Here is an 18,360-nt window from a genome sequence, read left to right as displayed (position 1 = left end):
CGGGGTGTCTCCCGTGCGCTGCCGGCTCCCCGCAGGAGAGGCAGTCGCCGACCATGAACGTACGCCGCAGCGCCGCGGCTCTCGCCGCCGTAGGCGTGCTGGCCGCGGCCGCGCCCGCCACGGCCGCCGACCCGTCCCCCAGTGCCTCTGAGAAGGTGACGATCCCCTCCGGCCTGTACGGCAAGGCGGACCCGACCTACGACGGCGTGTGGCGCCAGTCGCTGACGCTCCTCGCCCAGCGCACGCTCGGCTACCGCCCGGCCACCGAGGCCGTGGACTGGCTCACCGGGCAGCAGTGCGCGAACGGCGCCTTCGCCGCCTTCCGCGCCACGCCCGCGAAGGCCTGTGACGGCAAGGTGCAGGTGGACACCAACAGCACGGCGGCCGCCGTCCAGGCCCTGCGGGCGGTCGGCGGGCACGACGCGGAGGTCCGCAAGGCCCTGGTCTGGCTGACGAACGCGCAGAACAGGGACGGCGGCTGGGGGTACTCGCCGGGCAGCCCGAGCGACACCAACTCCACCGGCGTCGTCATCGGCGCGTTCGCCGCGGTCGGCCAGGATCCCGCGCAGGTGCACACCGGGAGCAAGACCCCCTACGACCTGCTGGCCGCGCGGGCCGTCCCCTGCGACCAGGACGGCGGCGGCGCCCTCGCCTACCAGCCGGACAAGAAGGGCAAGCTGCTCGCCAACGCGGACGCGACGGCGGCGGGCGCGCTGGGCGCCCTCGGCCAGGGCTTCGTGGCGAAGGCCGGCAAGGCCCCCGCCGCGGCCGGCTGCACGAAGGCCGGCCACCTCACCCCGGCCCAGGTGGCGGACAACGCCGGCGCCTACCTGGCGTCGGCCGTCGCCAAGACCGGCCACCTGCGGTCCACCCTGCCCGGCGCCGAGGCCCAGCCCGACTTCGGCAACACGGCGGACGCGGTCGTCGCGCTCTCCGCGGACGGCCGCACCGAGCAGGCGCGGAAGGCGTACGCCTGGCTGGAGAAGAACGCCAGTCAGTGGGCGGCGCAGAGCGGCCCGGCCGCCTACGCCCAGCTGATCTTCGCCGCGCACGCGGTCGGCGCGCAGCCGGGCGACTTCGGCGGCACCAGCCTGGTCCGCTCCCTGAACGCCCAGGGCCCGGCCCCGCGGATGGAGAAGTCCGCCGAGCACAAGTCCGAGGCGTCCGACGACGACTCGAACACCGGCGTGTGGTGGATCGTCGGCGTCGGCCTCGTCGCGGGCATCGGCATCGGCTTCCTGCTCAGCGGCCGGAAGAAGAAGCCGTGACCGCCGTCCGCCGTGCCGCGCCGGTGCTCGTCGCCGCGCTGCTGCTCCTCGGCTCCGCCGGGTGGGCCGGCGCCACCGGCTATCGCTACTGGTCGTTCTGGGAGCGCGCCGGCGGCCACTGGTCGTACGCCACCCAGGGCCCGTCGACCGCCCGTCCGGACGACGGCGCGGTCCAGGGTTTCCGCTTCGCGGTGAGCGCGGACTCCGCGGACGCGAGCCGACCGCGTGGCACGGCGGACTTCGGCACGATCTGCGCGGACACGGCGGCGAAGCCGGGTACGAAGCGGGTGGCGCTGGTCCTCGACTTCGGCACTCCGTCCGACGCCCCCTCGGGCGAGACTCCGCCCGCCCGCCGCACGGCCTGTGCCCGTGTACCGCTCGACGCGACGAGCGCCGAGGCGGTGGCGGCCGTGGCCAAGCCGCTCCGCTACGACACCAACGCCCTGTTGTGCGCCATCTCCGGGTATCCGGAGAAGGGGTGCGGGGAGCAGGTGGCGGCGGGCGCGAAGCCGGCGGCCCCGGCGAAGGAGAAGAACGACTCCGGCAGTGGTCCCTCGCTGGGTCTGCCGATCGGCGCGGGAGTGGTGGCCGTGCTGGCGGGCGCGGCGATATGGCAGGCACGGCGGCGACGCGGGAATGACTAGCGCGGGGTCCGTGCGCGGCTGCGGGCGGTGTGCGGCCGATCGCGCAGTTCCCCGCGCCTCTGGGGAACTGCAGCCGCCGCCGTCCCGGAGGCAGGCGCCGGCCGGTGGGCGGAATCGGCACCGCGCGCAGGTGCATCCCGGGGCCTGGTGGCTGTGGGCTCTGTTCCTGGGCACCGCGGCCACCCGCACCACCAACCCCCTCCTGCTCGCCCTCCTCGTCGCCGCCTCCGCGTACGTCGTGGCGACACACCGCTCCCCCACCCCCTGGTCCCGCTCCTACACCGCCTTCGCCAAGCTCGCCCTCGCCGTCCTCCTCGTCCGCCTCCTCTTCGCGACGGCGCTGGGCTCCCCCATCCCGGGCACGCACACCCTTTTCACGCTCCCCGAAGTCCCGCTCCCCGACTGGGCGCAGGGCATCCGCCTGGGCGGCAAGGTCACCGCGGAGGCACTCGTCTTCGCCGCCTACGACGGCATGAAACTGGCCACCCTCCTGATCTGCGTCGGCGCGGCGAACGCCCTCGCCAGCCCCTCCCGCCTCCTGAAGTCCCTCCCGGGCGCCCTGTACGAGACGGGCGTGGCCGTGGTCGTCGCCCTCACCTTCGCGCCCCACCTCATCGCCGACGTCCAGCGGCTGCGTGCCGCCCGCCGGCTGCGCGGCCGCCCCGACCGGGGCCTGCGGGGCCTGCTCCAGGTCGGACTGCCGGTCCTGGAGGGCGCGTTGGAACGCTCGGTGGCGCTCGCCGCCGCCATGGAGTCCCGTGGCTACGGCCGTACCGCCGACGTCCCCGCCCGCGTCCGCCGTACGACGGCCGCGCTCACTCTCGGCGGCCTGCTCGGCGTGTGCGCGGGGACGTACGGGCTGCTCACCGCGGAGGGCGGTACGTACGGGCTGCCGGTGCTGCTCGCCGGGGTGGCCGCCGCGCTCGCGGGGCTGCGGCTGGGCGGCCGCCGCTCCCTTCGTACCCGGTACCGTCCGGACCCGTGGGGCGTACGCGCCTGGCTGGTCGCGGGTTCGGGCGCCGCGGTCGCCGCGCTGCTCGCGCTCGCCTCCGCCCGCGATCCGGACGGGCTGCACCCCGGGGTCGTCCCCCTGGTCGCGCCCACGCTCCCGCTGTGGCCCGCCGCCGCGGTCCTGCTCGCCCTGCTGCCCGCCTTCGTCGTACCCCAGCCCCCGAAGGAGCCGTCGTGATCCGCTTCGACCAGGTCGGCGTGACGTACGACGGTGCGGCCGAACCCACTCTCCGCAACGTGGACTTCGAGGTGCCCGAGGGTGAACTGGTGCTGCTGGTCGGCCCGTCCGGGGTCGGCAAGTCGACCGTGCTCGGCGCGGTCAGCGGGCTGGTCCCGCACTTCACGGGCGGCACCCTGAGCGGTCGGGTCACGGTGGCCGGGCGGGACACCCGTACGCACAAGCCGCGTGAACTGGCCGACGTGGTGGGCACGGTGGGGCAGGATCCGCTCGCCCATTTCGTGACGGACACCGTGGAGGACGAACTGGCCTACGGCATGGAGTCGCTGGGGCTCGCCCCGGAGGTGATGCGGCGCCGGGTGGAGGAGACCCTGGACCTGCTGGGCCTGGCCGGACTGCGGGACCGTCCGATCGCCACGCTCTCCGGCGGACAGCGGCAGCGGGTCGCGATCGGCTCGGTCCTCACCCCGCACCCCCAGGTGCTCGTGCTGGACGAGCCGACCTCGGCGCTGGACCCGGCGGCGGCGGAGGAGGTGCTGGCCGTGCTGCAGCGGCTGGTGCACGATCTGGGGACGACGGTCCTGATGGCCGAGCACCGCCTGGAACGCGTGATCCAGTACGCGGACCGGGTCGTGCTGCTGCCCGCCCCCGGCGCCGCCCCGGTCGTCGGCACCCCGGCCGAGGTGATGGCCGTCTCCCCGGTCCACCCCCCGGTGGTGGCCCTCGGCCGCCTCGCGGGCTGGACCCCGCTCCCGCTGACCGTCCGGGACGCCCGCCGCCAGGCCCACACCCTGCGCACCCGCCTCTCGGACGTGGCTGCGGGCAGTCGTGCCACCGGGGCGGCGCCCGTCCCGAAGGGAGCGGTACCCCGCCGGCACGGGCGAGCGAACCCCGCGCCCACCTCCGCGAACCCCGCCCGCCGTCTCCTCCCCCTCTCCCTCCTCCGCCGCCGCCCCTCCTCCACCGCGGAACCCCAGAAGGCACCCATCGCCGAGACCCGCGCCCTGTCCGTCCGGCGCGCCCGCATCGACGCCCTGCACCACGTGAACCTGACCGTGTCCCCGGGCGAGACCGTCGCGCTCATGGGCCGCAACGGAGCGGGAAAGTCGACCCTGCTCGGCTCGCTCGTAGGCCTCGTGGAGCCCACCACCGGCACGGTCCGCATCGGCGGAGCCGCCCCCCACCGCACCCCGCCCCGCGACCTCCTGCGCCGCGTGGGCCTGGTCCCGCAGGACCCGCGCGACCTGCTGTACGCCGACACCGTGGCCGCCGAGTGCGCCGCCGCCGACCGGGACGCGGGCGCCGAGCCCGGCACCTGCCGGGCGCTGGTGGCGGAGTTGCTGCCGGGCATCACGGACGACACGCATCCCCGTGATCTGTCCGAGGGCCAGTGCCTGGCGCTGGCCCTGGCCGTCGTGCTGAGCGCCCGCCCTCCCCTGCTCCTGCTGGACGAGCCGACACGCGGCCTGGACTACGCGGCCAAGGCCCGTCTGGCGGCCGTCCTGCGCGATCTGGCCGCCGAGGGGCACGCGATCGTGCTGGCCACGCATGACGTGGAGCTGGCCGCCGAGATCGCCCACCGGGTGGTGCTGCTCGCCGAGGGCGAGGTGATCGCGGACGGCCCGACGGCCGAGATCGTCGTGTCCTCCCCCTCCTTCGCACCGCAGGTGACCAAGATCCTGGCCCCGCAGCGGTGGCTGACGGTGGCCGAGGTGCGGGAGGCGCTGGCGTGACCCCCGCCCCGCGGGTCCGGGCCGTCCGCCTGGGCCCCCGCGCCCTCGCCGCCCTCGTACTGACCAGCGCGGTCGGTGTGGTGGCCTTCGGCTGGCCCTTCCTCGCCCCGCCCACCGCGCAGCTGAGCGCCCACGCCCAGGACGCGCCCTGGCTCTTCGCGGGCCTGCTGGTGCTGCTGGTCGCGGTCGTGGCGGCGACGATCTCCGAGTCGGATCTCGGGCCGAAGGCGGTGGCCATGCTGGGCGTGCTGGCCGCGACCGGGGCCGCGCTGCGCCCGATCGGCGCGGGCACGGCCGGGATCGAGCCGATGTTCTTCCTGATGGTGCTCAGCGGGCGGGTGCTCGGCCCCGGCTTCGGCTTCGCGCTGGGCTCGGTGACGATGTTCGCGTCCGCGCTGCTCACGGGCGGGGTGGGGCCGTGGCTGCCGTTCCAGATGCTGTCGATGGGCTGGTTCACCATGGGGGCCGGTCTGCTTCCGGGGCCGGTGCGGCTGCGTGGCCGGGGCGAGCTGCTGATGCTCGCCGCGTACGGCTTCCTGGCGGCCTTCGCCTACGGGACCCTCATGAACATGGCCGGCTGGCCCTTCCTGGGCGCCGCCGCCTCGAACATCTCCTTCGACCCGCACGCCCCGGTCCCCGCGAACCTGGCCCGCTTCGTCGCGTACTGCCTGGCCACCTCCGTCGGCTGGGACCTGGGCCGGGCCGTCTGCACGGTGCTGCTGACCCTGCTCCTCGGCCCGGCGGTGCTGCGGGCGCTGCGGCGGGCCACCCGGCGGGCCGCGTTCGAGACCGCGGTCACATTCGACGGTCCTGTCGGGTGACGGGGGGCACACGCGGCCGTACCGCTGGGTGAGGTGCCGCATCCGTGACGTGAGCGAGGCGGTGAAGCACCCCACATGACGCACGTCACCTACGACCTGGGACCGTAGTCCGATTTGCCCGATACGCCCTTTCCGGCACCCCCGCTGACCTGCGGTTCGAGGCCCACGTCACAGAGTCGACGTTTCCCTCCGATCCGGCCACAACTAGTAAAAGGGGTCATTGCGGACGGATTTCGCGCCTGCTTATCTGGACGACGTCGCCAGGCGCCACGAGCCCTCCCGGGCCGCGGCGCCGACGCATACGGCCACAGCGCGTGGTCCACGCCATGCGGGCGATCCCCTGTCCCCGACGCAAGAGGTTCTCCGTGTCCGTCTCCTTCATCCGCCGCATCGCTTCCCCGAAGAAGGCCCTCACCACCGTCGCCGTGGCCGCCGCCACCGCCGGTATGGCTCTGAGCGCGGCGCCCGCCCAGGCCGCCCCCGCCGCCGCCTCCTCCGCCCAGGCGATCGCGCACAAGATGATTCCGGACTCCGCGCAGTACAACGCGTTCAGCAAGATCGTCGAGCACGAGAGTGGCTGGAACCCGACCGCCACCAACAGCTCCTCCGGCGCCTACGGCCTGGTCCAGGCCCTGCCGGGTTCGAAGATGTCCTCGGCCGGTTCCGACTGGAAGACCAACCCGGCCACCCAGATCAAGTGGGGTCTGGACTACATGAACTCCCGCTACGGCAGCCCGGTCCAGGCCTGGAGCTTCTGGCAGGCCAACGGCTGGTACTGAGCCGCTCCCTCCCGAGCCGCTCGGCGACAGGCCGCCCCGCCGCCGCACCAGCGCGCGGTCCGGGCCAGGGCCGCCCGGTACGACCCCCCGTGGTCGACGGCCCCCACGTTCAGCACCCGCACCCTCGCCCCCGCTCGGCGAGGGTGCGCGCGCATGCCCGAGCGTCGCCGACCGGCACGTCCGTGAAGACACGCTTCGCCGGGACATCCGAGTTCCCCCCGCGCCCGTGGTGGAGTTGTCACCACTTTGCCCGTCCGGCCGACCGGAGGAACGATGACGCCCCCGACGACAGCGGACGCGGAGGACCGCGGGGTGCGGCTGGTGGCCGTACTGCTGGTGCTGACCGTGGTGAGCGGTCTGATCGACGCCGTCAGCTATCTGGGCCTGGGCCGGGTCTTCACGGCCAACATGACCGGCAACGTGGTGGTCCTGGGCTTCGCGGCGGCCGGTGCCCCGGGCTTCTCCGTGCCGCACACGGCCACCTCCCTGGTCTGCTTCCTGCTGGGCGCGGTGGTGGGCGGCCGGGTGGCGGCCCGCATCGGGGGCGGCTCCCGGCGCCGGTGGGCCCGTCTGACCCTGGCGGCGGAGGCGGGCCTGGTGGCGGTGTCGGCGGCGGCGGCGTTCGCCTGGCCGGGCACCACCGGCACGGTCTACGCCCTCATCGCGCTCACGGCCTTCGCGATGGGTCTGCGCAACGCGACGGTCCGCAAGCTGGGCGTCCCCGACCTGACGACGACGGTCCTGACGATGACCCTGACCGGCCTGGCCTCCGAATCCCGGCTCGGCGACGCCACCGGCCACCGCTCCCCGCGCCGCACGGCCTCCGTGATCGCCATGCTCGGCGGCGCCTGCCTGGGCGCCTGGCTGGTCCTCCACCACGGTCTGGGCATCCCGCTGCTGCTCGCGGCCCTGGCGTCGGGCGTGCTGGCGCTCACGGCTTCGGGACGGGAATGACTCCACCGGGCAGGGGCGGGACGCCCGCCGGCGGTCAGCCGGCGGTGACCCGGAGTTCCTTGACGCCGTTGATCCATGCCGAGCGCAGCCGGCGCGGGGGCTCGGCGAGCCGCAGGACGGGCATCGCGTCGGCGAGCGCGTTGAAGATCAGGTCGATCTCCAGGATCGCGAGGGACTTGCCGAGGCAGTAGTGGGGACCGCCTCCGCCGAAGCCCAGGTGGGGGTTGGGGTCACGGGTGATGTCGAAGGTGTCGGGGTCGGTGAAGACCTCAGGATCGTGGTTGGCGGAGGCGTAGAACAGGCCCACCCGGTCGCCCTTCCTGATCCGTACGCCGCCCAGCTCCGTGTCCTGGGTCGCCGTCCGCTGGAAGGCGTTGACCGGGGTCGCCCAGCGGACGATCTCCTCGGCCGTGGTGGACGGGCGCTCACGGGTGAACAGGCCCCACTGGCCGGGGTGGGTGAGGAAGCCGTGCATGCCGTGGGTGATGGCGTTGCGGGTGGTCTCGTTGCCGGCCACCGCCAGCATCAGCACGAAGAAGCCGAACTCGTCGGAGTTGAGGTTGCCCTCGTCCTCCGCCGCCACCAGCGTGGTCACGATGTCCTGCGCGGGGCACTGCTTGCGCTCGGCGGCCATGTTCATCGCGTACGCGATGATCTCGACGGCCGACTGCGCCCCGACCTCCTCCGTGATCGCGTACTCGGGGTCGTCGTACGCGATCATCTTGTTGGACCAGTCGAAGATCTTGGAACGGTCCGCCTGGGGAACACCGATCAGCTCGGCGATGGCCTGCAGAGGCAGTTCACAGGCGACCTCGGTGACGAAGTCGAAGACCCCGGAGCGGGCGCGGGCGGCGGCGACGATCGCCTCGGCACGGGCGCGCAGCCGGTCCTCCAGGGCACGGATGGAGCGTGGCGTGAACCCGCGCTGCACTATCTGGCGCACCCGCGTATGTTCCGGTGGATCCATGTTGAGCAGGATCAGTCGCTGCGCGTCGATCGCGTCACGCCGGATGTGCTCGTTGAAGCGGATGATCGCGGTGTTGAGAGTGGAGGAGAAGAGTTCCGGGTGTGTGGAGACGTACTTGACGTCGGCATGCCTGGTCACCGCCCAGTAGCCGGTGTCGGCGAAACCCGCGATGCCGTGCGGCTGCGGGATCCAGCGGACCGGCTCGGTGCGGCGCAGCTCGGCGAACTCCGGGAGGGGCACACGGTGGTGCAGCAGATCGGGGTCGGTCAGGTCGAACCCGTCGGGCAGCGCTGGACAGGGCATCGGCGACTCCAGCCATCTGACGGTCCATCAGTGGGTGCCGTGAAGGTAGTAACGGGTTCTACAAGTCGCAAGGGGTAGGGCACCCCCAATCGGTGCGGAAGTCGTGCAGATCGAACCCCCGGCACCTGCAAGACCCTTGCGGTGATGGACGTCACGTCAGCAGACTGCTCAGCAGAACTAGAACGCGTACTAGTTCTGGAGGAGAGCCCTCTCGGAGAGGACCCGCACCCATGGCCGCCGAACCCGTGATCGTCGAAGCCGTCCGCACCCCGATCGGCAAGCGCGGCGGCGCGCTCGCCAACCTGCATCCCGCCTACCTCCTGGGAGAGACCTACCGTGAACTCCTCGGCCGCACCGGCATACCCGCCGACGCGGTCGAGCAGATCGTCGGCGGCACGGTGACGCACGCCGGCGAGCAGTCGATGAACCCCGCGCGCACGGCCTGGCTGGCGATGGGGCTGCCGTACGAGACGGCGGCCACGACGGTCGACTGCCAGTGCGGGTCCTCGCAGCAGGCCTCGCACATGGTGGCCAACATGATCGCCTCGGGTGTGATCGACGTGGGGATCAGCTGCGGCGTCGAGGCCATGTCGCGCGTACCACTGGGCTCGGGCTCGAAGCACGGTCCGGGCAAGCCGTTCCCCGACGAGTGGAACGTCGACCTGCCCAATCAGTTCGAGGCGGCCGAGCGGATCGCCCGGCACCGGGGGCTGACGCGGGAGAACGTCGACACCCTGGGGCTGTCGTCGCAGGAGCGGGCGGCCAACGCCTGGGCGGAGGAACGTTTCAAGCGGGAGACCTTCGCCGTGCAGGTGCCCACCACCGAGGAGGAGCAGCACGCCGGACAGGGCATGTGGCGGCTGGTCGACAAGGACGAGGGGCTGCGCGACACGTCGATGGACGCGCTGGCGGGCCTGAAGCCGGTGATGCCCACGGCCGTGCACACGGCCGGGAACTCCTCCCAGATCTCCGACGGCGCGGCGGCGATCATGTGGGCGTCGAAGCGGATGGCGCGCGCGCTGAAGCTGAAGCCGAGGGCACGGATCGTGGCCCAGGCCCTCGTGGGCGCCGACCCGCACTTCCATCTCGACGGCCCGATCGACGCGACGCACGCGGTGCTCGGCAAGGCCGGGATGTCCCTCAAGGACATCGACCTCGTGGAGATCAACGAGGCTTTCGCGTCAGTGGTGCTGAGCTGGGCTCAGGTCTTCGAGCAAAACCTGGACAAGGTCAACGTGAACGGCGGTGCGATCGCTCTGGGACACCCGGTCGGAGCGACGGGGGCCCGCCTGATCACCACCGCCCTGCACGAACTGGAGCGAGCGGACAAGGAGTTCGCGCTCATCACCATGTGCGCGGGCGGGGGGCTGGCGACCGGGACGATCATTCAGCGGCTGTAGAGGTCCAGGAGAGGAACGTGGTGAACGCGGCGGGGCCGACGGTGAGGATCGGTCCCGCCGGGTTCTTGGAGTCGCGGATGGCGACGGAGGCGTCCGCCGGTTCGGCGACCTCCACGCACTCACCGCCCTGGTCGCTGCTGTAGCTCGACTTACGCCACTTGCTCTCCATAGCGGCCCTCCAAGACACCCCGGATCAGCTCCGCCGAGTCCCTGATGGAGAGCGCGGCGGCTTGAAGATGATCGTAACGGTGCGAGCAGTCCTCGACGGCGTCCGGGTTCGCGGTCGGGTGCGCGCTGCCGTAGCTCTCCGTATAGACGATGGCGGGATCGCTGGTGAAGTTGAAGAGGGTGAATGAGCCTGTGAGCCCTGCGTGTTCTCCGGCCGAGAACGGCAGGATCTGAATGTTGACCCCTGGATGGCGCTTGCAGGACAACAGGTGAGCCAGTTGCTCGCGCATCGTCCCGCGGCCTCCGATCTCCTGGTACAACGCGGCCTCGCTGAAGACCACCCAGAAGGCCGGCGGCTTGCCCTTCTGGGAGATTCGTTGCCGCGCAAGTCGCGCGGCGGTGCGATCCTCGACGCCGGTCTCGTCGGTCGTGCCGAGCGTGGCCCGCGCGTACGCAGGTGTCTGAAGCAGACCGTGGATCATGCCCATCTGGAACGTGCAGATCTTCGCCGCCCGCGTCTCCAGTTCGGCCACTTCCCTGAACCACGCCGGAAGTTGGCTTCGAAGCACGAGGTCGACCAGCCGCGAAAGTAACCCATCCGTCCCCAGCGCCGCATCCACCCGTTCGCTGAACTCCGCTGTCGGCACCTTCCTGGCCGTTTCCACCTGGCCGACGAGCGACCCCGTGTAGTTGACGACGTCCCCCAGTTGCCGCTGTGTCAGGCCGGCGGCCTCCCGGTGGCGGCGGAGTTCGAAGCCGTAGTAGTCGAGCGGTGAGGCGCCCGGGTCGAGGGTGTTGATGTTGGCCACGACAGGCCCCTCTCACGCGGCAGAGTCCACATCGGGACCCGTTGTGTCCATCCTGTAGCCCAGAGTAGTGACGCCAGGTCAGCCTCGTAGCGTGAACCTCAACATTCCCCGCGCCCGCCAGTACCGCATGCACCTCACCGTCGGCGAGCACTCCGTACGCCACATCCGCCGGATCGTCCGCTCGCTGCTGCGCGAGTGGGAGCTGACGGAACTGACCTTCGCCGTGGAGCTGGGGGTGAGCGAGCTGGTCAGCAACGTCGTCCGGCATGTCCCGGACCGCCGCTGCACGGTGCTCGTGGCACGGCGGACGGCGGGGGTACGGGCCGAGGTGACCGACGGCTGCGGCCGGCTGCCCTCGCTGCCCGCGGAGACCGACCTCGCCGCGGAGAGCGGGCGTGGCCTCACCCTGCTCGATGCCGTGGTCGACAAGTGGGGCGTGTCACCGGGGGCCGGCGGCGGAAAGACGGTCTGGTTCGAGTGCGGGGCGGGCTGAGGCCGCGGCCACGGCGGCCCGCGGCCCCTGGAACAGGTACGACAGCCCGAAGCCCGCGCCGACCACCACCGCGCCGCCGACCGCGTCCAGCACCCAGTGGTTGCCGGTGGCGACGATGGCCGACACCGTGAAGAAGGGATGGACGAGACCGAGGGCCTTCATCCACCACCTGGGGGCGATGACCGCGATGACCACCCCGCACCACAGGGACCAGCCGAAGTGCAGGGACGGCATCGCCGCGTACTGGTTGGTCAGCGCGGTCAGGGTGCCGTAGTCCGGCTTGGAGAAGTCCTGGACGCCGTGGACGGTGTCGATCATGCCCAGGGACGGCAGCAGGCGCGGCGGGGCCAGCGGGAAGAGCCAGAAGCCGACCAGGGCGAGCAGGGTGGCGAAGCCGAGGGAGGCGCGGGCCCAGCGGTAGTCGACCGGGCGGCGCCAGTAGAGGACGCCGAGGACGGTCAGGGGGACCACGAAGTGGAAGGACTCGTAGTAGAAGTCGAAGAAGTCCCGCAGCCAGTCGATCTTCACGACGGCGTGGTTGACGGCGTGCTCGATGTCGATGTGCAGGAAGCGTTCGACGTCGAGGATCAGACGGCCGTGGTGCTCGGCGGTGGCCCGGCCCTCGGAGTTGGTGCCGCCGGTCGCGGCGAGGCGTACCTGCTGGTAGGCCGCGTACGTGACGCGGAGCAGGAGCAGTTCGAGGAGCAGGTTCGGGCGGCTGAGCACCCGGCGGAGGAAGGGCAGGAGCGGAACGTTGCGGAAGCGGGCCGGGACCTGGGGGGCGCACTCCGCCGGGACCGGGACCTGGTAGTGCGGTGAGGTGCGGGACAGGAAGGGGACGGCCGTGGCGGCGGCCAGGGCCGCGAGCAGGACGACGTTGTCCCGCAGCGGGTACAACGACGTCATGTTCGGCAGCATCATCGTCGCCGGGAGCGTGGTCACCAGGACGACGGCCACCGGCCAGACGTAGCGGTCGGAGGCCCGCCTGCCGACCCGGCCGACCACCGCGAGCAGCAGCCACAGCATCTGGTGCTGCCAGGTGGTGGGAGAGACGGCGACCGCGGCGCAGCCGGTGAGGGCGACGGCGAGCAGGAGCTGCCCGTCACGGGCGTAGCGGACGGCCCGGCGCAGTGCGAGGACGGTGACGGCTGCGCCCAGCACCAGGAAGAGGGCGATCTCCAGCGGGCCGGTGAGGTCCAGGCGGAGCAGGGCACCGTGCAGGGACTGGTTGGCGAGGGCGTCGGCCTCGCCGCCGAGGCCCGCGCCGGCCATGTGGTGCACCCAGTAGGTGTGGGAGTCGTGCGGCATCGCCGCCCAGGCGAGCAGGGTGCAGGCCGCGAAGGTGCCGGCCGCGGTGCGGGCGCCCCCCCGGCGGTCGGTGAACCACAGCAGCGGGGCGAACAGCAGCACGGTCGGCTGGAGGGCGGCCGCCAGGCCTATGCACAGGCCGCTCAGGCGTTCCCCGCGTACGGTGAAGCAGCCGAGCAGGACGAGCAGCACCGGGATGATGCTGGTCTGGCCGAGCCAGAGGGTGTTGCGGACCGGCAGCGACAGCATGAGCAGGCTGATGGCGACCGGAGCGGCCAGCAGGGAGGTACGGCGGCTGACCGGCGCGGGCAGCGCGCGGGCGGCGATCAGGCCGAGGGCGACGACCAGCAGCAGGGTGCCGAAGGTCCAGCCCCAGCCGAGGGCCGCCTCGGCGGCCCGGGTGAGCGGTTTGAGGACCAGGCCGGCGAAGGGGGTGCCGGTGAACCGCGTCGAGTCGTAGAGCGAGCCCTTCACGTGCAGGACGCCCTCGGGGCCCACCCAGGTCTCCAGGTCGGTGAGCCGCTCGCCGCTCGGGGTGGTCTGGACGACGGCCACCTGCCGTACCGCGAGGATGGCCGCCACCGCCCACAGGGCGAGCCGGACGGCCCGCAGTCGCGCTCCGATCGCGGCCGGCCCGTAAGCCTCCGTCGGTCGCCCGCCGTGCTCCACGTTCCCCACGCCTCGTCGGCCTCCCGCCCCGTTCGTCCCGGGCGCGCCGCGCGCCGGGTTCCCGCTGCGAATCCCCAAGAGCCTTGCAGACCCCTTGAAGCAGGACGCGGGCACCCCCCCTTTACCTGACATCCGTCCGCCTTTGTCCGAAAGACGATAGTGCGCACAGGCCACGGTTGCGCGGCCAGGGCGCGAGAAGCATCACAGTGAGCAGGAGGAATGGCGCTGCGTAAGCGGGCAGACGTACCTGCGTACGTGCCCTTTAGCTGCACTATGCATCGATGCGCTTACAGGACGTAAGGGGCTGAAGTCCCCCTATGGTCGCTTTTCGGCCCGATTCCCGGCAGCGCCGCCGTCCGGGCCGCGTACCTGTCCCCGTCGAAAGGTAGGCGAGCCTCGTTTTGGCGACCGCCACAGCCGTCACCCCGCATCCGAAGACCCGCCGGGCCACCAAGGCCCGTGACGTCACCGTCACCGACCCCGCGCTCGTCAAGCGCGCCGTGAAGGCGGCGGCGCTCGGCAACGCGATGGAGTGGTTCGATTTCGGTGTCTACAGCTACATCGCCGTCACCCTGGGCAAGGTCTTCTTCCCGTCCGGCAACCCGACCGCGCAGCTGCTGTCGACCTTCGGCGCCTTCGCCGCGGCCTTCCTGGTCCGCCCCCTCGGCGGCATGGTCTTCGGTCCGCTGGGCGACCGCGTGGGCCGGCAGAAGGTCCTCGCCCTCACGATGATCATGATGGCGGCGGGCACGTTCGCGATCGGCCTGATCCCGTCGTACGCCACGATCGGCGTGGGCGCGCCGCTGCTCCTGCTGGCCGCCCGCCTGGTGCAGGGGTTCTCGACCGGTGGTGAGTACGCGGGCGCGTCGACGTTCATCGCCGAGTACGCGCCGGACAAGAAGCGCGGCTTCTTCGGCAGCTGGCTGGAGTTCGGCACGCTCGCCGGGTACATCGGCGGCGCGGGCCTCGTCACCCTGATGACGGCTCTGCTCTCCTCGGACGACCTGCTCTCCTGGGGCTGGCGCATTCCGTTCCTGATCGCGGGCCCGATGGGCATCATCGGCCTGTACCTGCGGATGCGCCTGGAGGAGACCCCGGCCTTCGCCGCCGAGGTCGAGAAGGCGGAGGCCGCCCGGCCGAAGGTGCCGCTGCGCGAGATGGTCGCGGGCCAGTGGAAGGCGCTGCTGATCTGCATGGGCCTGGTGCTGGTCTTCAACGTCACCGACTACATGCTGCTGTCGTACATGCCGAGCTACCTCACCAGTGAGCTGAAGTACGACGAGACGCACGGGCTGCTGGTCGTGCTCGGTGTGATGGCCCTGATGATGATCGTCCAGCCGTTCGCGGGCGCCCTGACCGACCGGATCGGCCGCCGTCCGGTGATCGCGGCCGGCTGTGCGGGCTTCCTGCTCCTCTCCATCCCCGCGCTGCTGCTGATCCGCCAGGGCAGCCTGGTCGCCGTGGCGCTGGGCATGGGTGCGCTGGGTCTGCTCCTGGTCTGCTTCACGGCGGCCATGCCCGCCGCTCTTCCGGCGCTCTTCCCGACCCGGGTGCGCTACGGCTCCCTGTCCATCGGCTTCAACGTGTCCGTGTCCCTCTTCGGCGGGACGACTCCGCTGGTGGTGACCGCGCTGATCGGGGCGACCGGGAACATGATGATGCCCGCGTACTACATGATGGCCGCGGCCGTCGTGGGCGGGTTCGCGGTGTGGCGGATGGCCGAGTCCGCGGGCCGGCCCCTGCCGGGTTCCGCCCCGGCGGTGGAGCAGCGGTAAGCGCCATAGGACTCGCGGTCGTCTCCCGGCCGCGGGCCGGGTGCCGCTGGGGGGCGCAGCGGCACCCGGCCCGCACCGGTCAGCGTCCCCGGTCAGCGCCACAGGGCTCGCCGTCCTCTCCCGGCCGCGGGCCCGCCGTGGCCGATCGCGCGCCCCTGCGGGGCCCTCGTAGGCCTGCGGCACCGGAACCGTTTCTCGTGTCGGGGCCGTCTGTGTCGCTGTGACTCGCGCCCGGATACTCACCGCCGTCCTCACCCTGCTCGGCATCCAGCTGACCTGGTTCATCGCACCCGCGTACGCGTGCGGCTGCGGCGCGATGGTCCCGGGCCCGGTGACCCAGATCTCCGTGTCCGACGAGCAGTCGCTGCTGCGGTGGGACGGCCGGCGGGAGGAGATCGTCATGCGGCTGACCGTCGGCGGCGACGCCACGCACGCCGCCTGGATCATGCCCGTCCCGCACCGGGCGACGGTCCGCCTCGGCGACCCGGCCGTCTTCACCGACCTGGCCAGGGCCATCGCCCCCGTGCACCGCACCCGCCACCACTTCTGGCCGCGCGACGGCGACTGGCCCTTCGACAGCCGCGACCTGGTCGGAGACGCCGCACCCCCCGCGGCGGGCGGGGTCTCCGTGGCCGGCCGGCAGCGGCTCGGCCCCTTCGACGTGGCCCGGCTGACCGCCACCGACCCGGCCGCCCTCGGCGACTGGCTGCACGCCCACGGCTTCTCCCTCCCGGACCGACTGAAGACCGCCCTTCAGCCGTACGTCGACCGGCACTGGGAGTACGTGGCCGTCCGCCTCGCCCCGCGCACGGACGGCACCCGGCTGCACGGCGCCCTGGATCCGCTCCGCCTCTCCTTCGCCGCCGACCGGCCCGTCTACCCGATGCGCCTGTCCCGCCTGGCCCGCACCCCGCAGTCACTCGGCCTGTACGTGCTCGCCGCACACCGCATGGAGACCCGCACGACGATCGGCGGCGCACCGCCCCAGGTGGTCTTCGCGGGACGTCTCGCCCCGCGCGACGGCGCCCTGGGCGAGCTGGCCGCGGGGACGCCGTACCTGACGGCGCTCCAGCAATCGTTCCCCGACCCCGGCCGTATCTCCGGCGACCACGAGCTGCGCCGGGCCGCCGCGGACACCCCGGTCCAGCCGGTGATCCACGACGAGGAACTGCTCGAGGTCGCCGGGATCCCCGCCTGGCTGCTGACGGTCGGCGGCGGGCTGCTCGTGATCGCCGCGGCCGTCGCCGTGGTCGTCGTACGCCGCTCCCGCCGGCCGGTGGCTCCCCCGCCGCCGTTCTCCCCGTCCGCGCCGCTCGGCTGCGATGATCGAGGCGGGCAGGGCCGAGAAGCCTCGGGACGACACTCGGGAAAGGCAGCAGACGCATGAGCGGGTCGCAGCGCTGGGACGACGTCGACGACTACTTCATCAGCCAACTCTCCCCGGACGACGAGGCGCTCCGGGCGGCTCTGCGGGAGAGCGAGGCCGCCGGGCTGCCGCCCATCGGCGTCACGGCCGCGCAGGGCAAGTTCCTGCAGCTGATCGCCCAGGTGCAGGGAGCGCGCACCATTCTGGAGATCGGCACGCTGGCCGGGTACAGCACGATCTGGCTGGCCCGCGCGCTGCCCGAGGACGGCAGGCTGGTCTCGCTGGAGTACAACGCCAAGCACGCCGAGGTGGCCACCCGGAACCTCGCCCGCGCGGGCCTGGAGCGGATCGCCGAGGTGCGGGTGGGCCCGGCCCTGGAGTCGCTGCCCAAGCTCGCCGACGAGAACCCGGCCCCCTTCGACCTGGTGTTCATCGACGCCGACAAGGCCAACAACGGGCACTACGTGGAGTGGGCGCTGCGGCTCACCCGCGCGGGCAGCCTGATCGTCGTGGACAACGTGGTGCGCGAGGGCCGGATCGCCGACGCGGACAGTACCGCGCCGGACGTGGTCGGTACCCGTGCCGCGATCGAACTGATCGCCACCCACCCCCGGTTGACCGGTACGGCGATCCAGACGGTCGGCCACAAGGGCTACGACGGCTTCGCGCTGGCCCGCGTACTGGGCTGACCCCGCCCCGGGCCCCCGCGCCCCGGCCCGGTGGGCTCACACCTCGTGGAAGAAGCCCACGTTGACGCTGCGCGGTGCGGTGCGGTCCTGGACGACGATCTCGCCGGAACCGCCGTGCGGCAGCGGCACGGTCGCCCCGTAGGCGAGGGGCTGCGCGTACTCCCCGATGGTCAGCCGCACCTCGGACGCCGGGTCGGCCTGGGAACCGCGCAGCCAGGTCAGCTGCCAGCCCCCGTCGGGGCCGCACAGGAACTCCAGGTGGACGCGGGAGACGAAGAGCCAGTCGTCGGGGGTGACCAGCCGGCACACGGAGGCGTCGCGGCCGACCCGCAGTACCGCGCCGGGCTCGCTGGGTGCCTCGGCCATCGTCATGCCTGCCGTGGCGCCGGCGTCGGCACCCGAGACGGTGGCCATGGTGAGTTCGAGCACGGGTGTTCCCCCTGAGGCAGTGGAGCGGTCGCAGCGTCCGTGAGTTCCAGGGCGGTGGCCGGATCGCCGTACCGCCGCCGCATGATAAAACGCCCGGCGGGGTCGCGTCCGGCACAATGGGCTCATGACCGAGCGAAAGCCACCGGGTGTCCCGTTCGAGTCCTGGGTCGACAAGCAGATCCGCGACGCGCAGGCGCGCGGTGAGTTCGAGCGGCTGCCGGGGGCGGGCGAGCCGCTGCCCGCCGAGCTGGACTCCGGCTACGACGAACTGTGGTGGGTCAGGCGGAAGATGGCCCGCGAGGGGCTGGCCGTGCTGCCGCCCGCCCTCGCCCTGCGCAAGGAGGCCGAGGACGCGCTCGAGGCGGCGTACGCGGCGCCCTCGGAGCGGATCGCCCGGAAGATCATCGAGGACGTCAACGTCAAGATCCGCGACATGATGTTCAGGCCGCCGCCCGGCCCCCCGCTGGGGAAGAAGCCGTACGACGTCGAGGAGGTCGTGCGGACGTGGGGGGGGGGGGGGGGGGGGGGGGGGGGGGGGGGGGGGGGGGGGGGGGGGGGGGGGGGGGGGGGGGGGGGGGGGGGGGGGGGGGGGGGGG

Annotated in this window: 18 protein-coding genes; 13 read left to right on the top strand and 5 right to left on the bottom strand. The window is 72.7% G+C overall.

The window, feature by feature from the left end; translation table 11 throughout:
• The first annotated feature begins 53 nt into the window (after window positions 1-53).
• The 7 genes from ACZ5CW_RS32095 to ACZ5CW_RS32065 all read left to right on the top strand — a co-directional run bounded on the left by ACZ5CW_RS32095 (window position 54) and on the right by ACZ5CW_RS32065 (window position 7,388).
• Window positions 54-1,268 carry a prenyltransferase/squalene oxidase repeat-containing protein gene (locus tag ACZ5CW_RS32095; RefSeq protein ID WP_468607570.1) on the top strand — a complete coding sequence of 405 codons (1,215 nt, stop codon included), beginning with the start codon at window positions 54-56 and terminating at the stop codon, window positions 1,266-1,268.
• Window positions 1,265-1,912, top strand: a complete 648-nt coding sequence (locus ACZ5CW_RS32090; protein WP_468607568.1) for an SCO2322 family protein — start codon at window positions 1,265-1,267, stop codon at window positions 1,910-1,912. The genes ACZ5CW_RS32095 and ACZ5CW_RS32090 overlap by 4 nt, the downstream gene beginning before the upstream one ends.
• The gene (locus ACZ5CW_RS32085; protein WP_468607566.1) at window positions 1,905-3,101 is read left to right on the top strand and encodes an energy-coupling factor transporter transmembrane component T; all 1,197 of its coding nucleotides are present in this window, start codon (window positions 1,905-1,907) and stop codon (window positions 3,099-3,101) included. The genes ACZ5CW_RS32090 and ACZ5CW_RS32085 overlap by 8 nt, the downstream gene beginning before the upstream one ends.
• A complete protein-coding gene (locus ACZ5CW_RS32080) occupies window positions 3,098-4,834 on the top strand; it encodes an ABC transporter ATP-binding protein (RefSeq protein ID WP_468607564.1) in 1,737 nt (578 codons plus the stop codon). The genes ACZ5CW_RS32085 and ACZ5CW_RS32080 overlap by 4 nt, the downstream gene beginning before the upstream one ends.
• Window positions 4,831-5,655, top strand: a complete 825-nt coding sequence (locus ACZ5CW_RS32075; RefSeq protein ID WP_468607562.1) for an ECF transporter S component — start codon at window positions 4,831-4,833, stop codon at window positions 5,653-5,655. The genes ACZ5CW_RS32080 and ACZ5CW_RS32075 overlap by 4 nt, the downstream gene beginning before the upstream one ends.
• A gap of 365 nt (window positions 5,656-6,020) precedes the next feature.
• Window positions 6,021-6,434, top strand: a complete 414-nt coding sequence (locus tag ACZ5CW_RS32070; RefSeq protein WP_468607560.1) for an aggregation-promoting factor C-terminal-like domain-containing protein — start codon at window positions 6,021-6,023, stop codon at window positions 6,432-6,434.
• 273 nt (window positions 6,435-6,707) lie between these two features.
• On the top strand, window positions 6,708-7,388 hold the full coding sequence (locus ACZ5CW_RS32065; protein ID WP_468607558.1) for a YoaK family protein: 681 nt from the start codon (window positions 6,708-6,710) through the stop codon (window positions 7,386-7,388).
• A 34-nt stretch (window positions 7,389-7,422) separates the two neighbouring features.
• On the opposite strand, the gene ACZ5CW_RS32060 is transcribed toward ACZ5CW_RS32065, so the two are convergent.
• Complete coding sequence (locus tag ACZ5CW_RS32060; RefSeq protein WP_468607556.1) at window positions 7,423-8,658, bottom strand: cytochrome P450; 1,236 nt, start codon at window positions 8,656-8,658, stop codon at window positions 7,423-7,425.
• Between the two features lie 230 nt (window positions 8,659-8,888).
• Here ACZ5CW_RS32060 and ACZ5CW_RS32055 point away from each other — a divergent pair, with 230 nt between their 5' ends.
• On the top strand, window positions 8,889-10,058 hold the full coding sequence (locus ACZ5CW_RS32055) for a steroid 3-ketoacyl-CoA thiolase (protein ID WP_468607554.1): 1,170 nt from the start codon (window positions 8,889-8,891) through the stop codon (window positions 10,056-10,058).
• Here ACZ5CW_RS32055 and ACZ5CW_RS32050 read toward each other — a convergent pair.
• Window positions 10,042-10,227 carry a DUF397 domain-containing protein gene (locus ACZ5CW_RS32050; RefSeq protein ID WP_468607552.1) on the bottom strand — a complete coding sequence of 62 codons (186 nt, stop codon included), beginning with the start codon at window positions 10,225-10,227 and terminating at the stop codon, window positions 10,042-10,044. The two genes, ACZ5CW_RS32055 and ACZ5CW_RS32050, sit on opposite strands and share 17 nt — an antisense overlap.
• Entirely contained in the window at window positions 10,208-11,035 is an 828-nt protein-coding gene (locus ACZ5CW_RS32045) for a helix-turn-helix domain-containing protein (protein WP_468607550.1), read from the bottom strand. Before ACZ5CW_RS32045 ends, ACZ5CW_RS32050 begins: the two co-directional genes overlap by 20 nt.
• Before the next feature lie 127 nt (window positions 11,036-11,162).
• Here ACZ5CW_RS32045 and ACZ5CW_RS32040 point away from each other — a divergent pair, with 127 nt between their 5' ends.
• Window positions 11,163-11,528 (top strand): ATP-binding protein, encoded by a 366-nt coding sequence (locus tag ACZ5CW_RS32040; RefSeq protein ID WP_468607826.1) that lies wholly within the window; start codon window positions 11,163-11,165, stop codon window positions 11,526-11,528.
• Here ACZ5CW_RS32040 and ACZ5CW_RS32035 read toward each other — a convergent pair.
• Window positions 11,475-13,514 (bottom strand): bifunctional glycosyltransferase 87/phosphatase PAP2 family protein, encoded by a 2,040-nt coding sequence (locus ACZ5CW_RS32035; protein WP_468607548.1) that lies wholly within the window; start codon window positions 13,512-13,514, stop codon window positions 11,475-11,477. The genes ACZ5CW_RS32040 and ACZ5CW_RS32035 overlap by 54 nt on opposite strands.
• 392 nt (window positions 13,515-13,906) lie before the next feature.
• On the opposite strand from ACZ5CW_RS32035, the gene proP reads away from it, so the two are divergent.
• From proP to ACZ5CW_RS32020, 3 genes are all read left to right on the top strand, one after another.
• On the top strand, window positions 13,907-15,280 hold the full coding sequence (gene proP / locus ACZ5CW_RS32030) for a glycine betaine/L-proline transporter ProP (protein WP_468607546.1): 1,374 nt from the start codon (window positions 13,907-13,909) through the stop codon (window positions 15,278-15,280).
• A gap of 220 nt (window positions 15,281-15,500) precedes the next feature.
• Window positions 15,501-16,667, top strand: coding sequence for a DUF2330 domain-containing protein (locus tag ACZ5CW_RS32025; protein WP_468607544.1), 1,167 nt, complete (start codon window positions 15,501-15,503; stop codon window positions 16,665-16,667).
• Window positions 16,664-17,335 (top strand): O-methyltransferase, encoded by a 672-nt coding sequence (locus ACZ5CW_RS32020; protein ID WP_468607542.1) that lies wholly within the window; start codon window positions 16,664-16,666, stop codon window positions 17,333-17,335. The genes ACZ5CW_RS32025 and ACZ5CW_RS32020 overlap by 4 nt, the downstream gene beginning before the upstream one ends.
• A 36-nt stretch (window positions 17,336-17,371) precedes the next feature.
• Here ACZ5CW_RS32020 and ACZ5CW_RS32015 read toward each other — a convergent pair whose 3' ends face one another.
• Window positions 17,372-17,764: an FHA domain-containing protein gene (locus ACZ5CW_RS32015; protein WP_468607540.1), complete on the bottom strand. Its 393-nt coding sequence runs from the start codon at window positions 17,762-17,764 to the stop codon at window positions 17,372-17,374.
• 124 nt (window positions 17,765-17,888) lie between these two features.
• Between ACZ5CW_RS32015 and ACZ5CW_RS32010 the strand changes: the two genes are divergently transcribed.
• A partial coding sequence (locus tag ACZ5CW_RS32010) for a DnaJ family domain-containing protein (RefSeq protein WP_468607538.1) occupies window positions 17,889-18,360 on the top strand: 472 nt, incomplete at its 3' end.

The organism is Streptomyces sp. NPDC031379 (assembly GCF_055569615.1).
The sequence above is the reverse complement of the archived record's forward strand: the minus strand, read 5'-3'. Positions and strand labels throughout refer to the sequence as shown.

Coding starts and splice junctions, on each gene's coding strand:
- ACZ5CW_RS32040 (WP_468607826.1), top strand. CDS start 11,163: ATGCACCTCACCGTCGGCGAGCACTCCGTACGCCACATCCGCCGGATC.
- ACZ5CW_RS32060 (WP_468607556.1), bottom strand. CDS start 8,658: ATGCCCTGTCCAGCGCTGCCCGACGGGTTCGACCTGACCGACCCCGAT.
- ACZ5CW_RS32065 (WP_468607558.1), top strand. CDS start 6,708: ATGACGCCCCCGACGACAGCGGACGCGGAGGACCGCGGGGTGCGGCTG.
- ACZ5CW_RS32020 (WP_468607542.1), top strand. CDS start 16,664: ATGAGCGGGTCGCAGCGCTGGGACGACGTCGACGACTACTTCATCAGC.
- ACZ5CW_RS32055 (WP_468607554.1), top strand. CDS start 8,889: ATGGCCGCCGAACCCGTGATCGTCGAAGCCGTCCGCACCCCGATCGGC.
- ACZ5CW_RS32050 (WP_468607552.1), bottom strand. CDS start 10,227: ATGGAGAGCAAGTGGCGTAAGTCGAGCTACAGCAGCGACCAGGGCGGT.
- ACZ5CW_RS32095 (WP_468607570.1), top strand. CDS start 54: ATGAACGTACGCCGCAGCGCCGCGGCTCTCGCCGCCGTAGGCGTGCTG.
- ACZ5CW_RS32085 (WP_468607566.1), top strand. CDS start 1,905: ATGACTAGCGCGGGGTCCGTGCGCGGCTGCGGGCGGTGTGCGGCCGAT.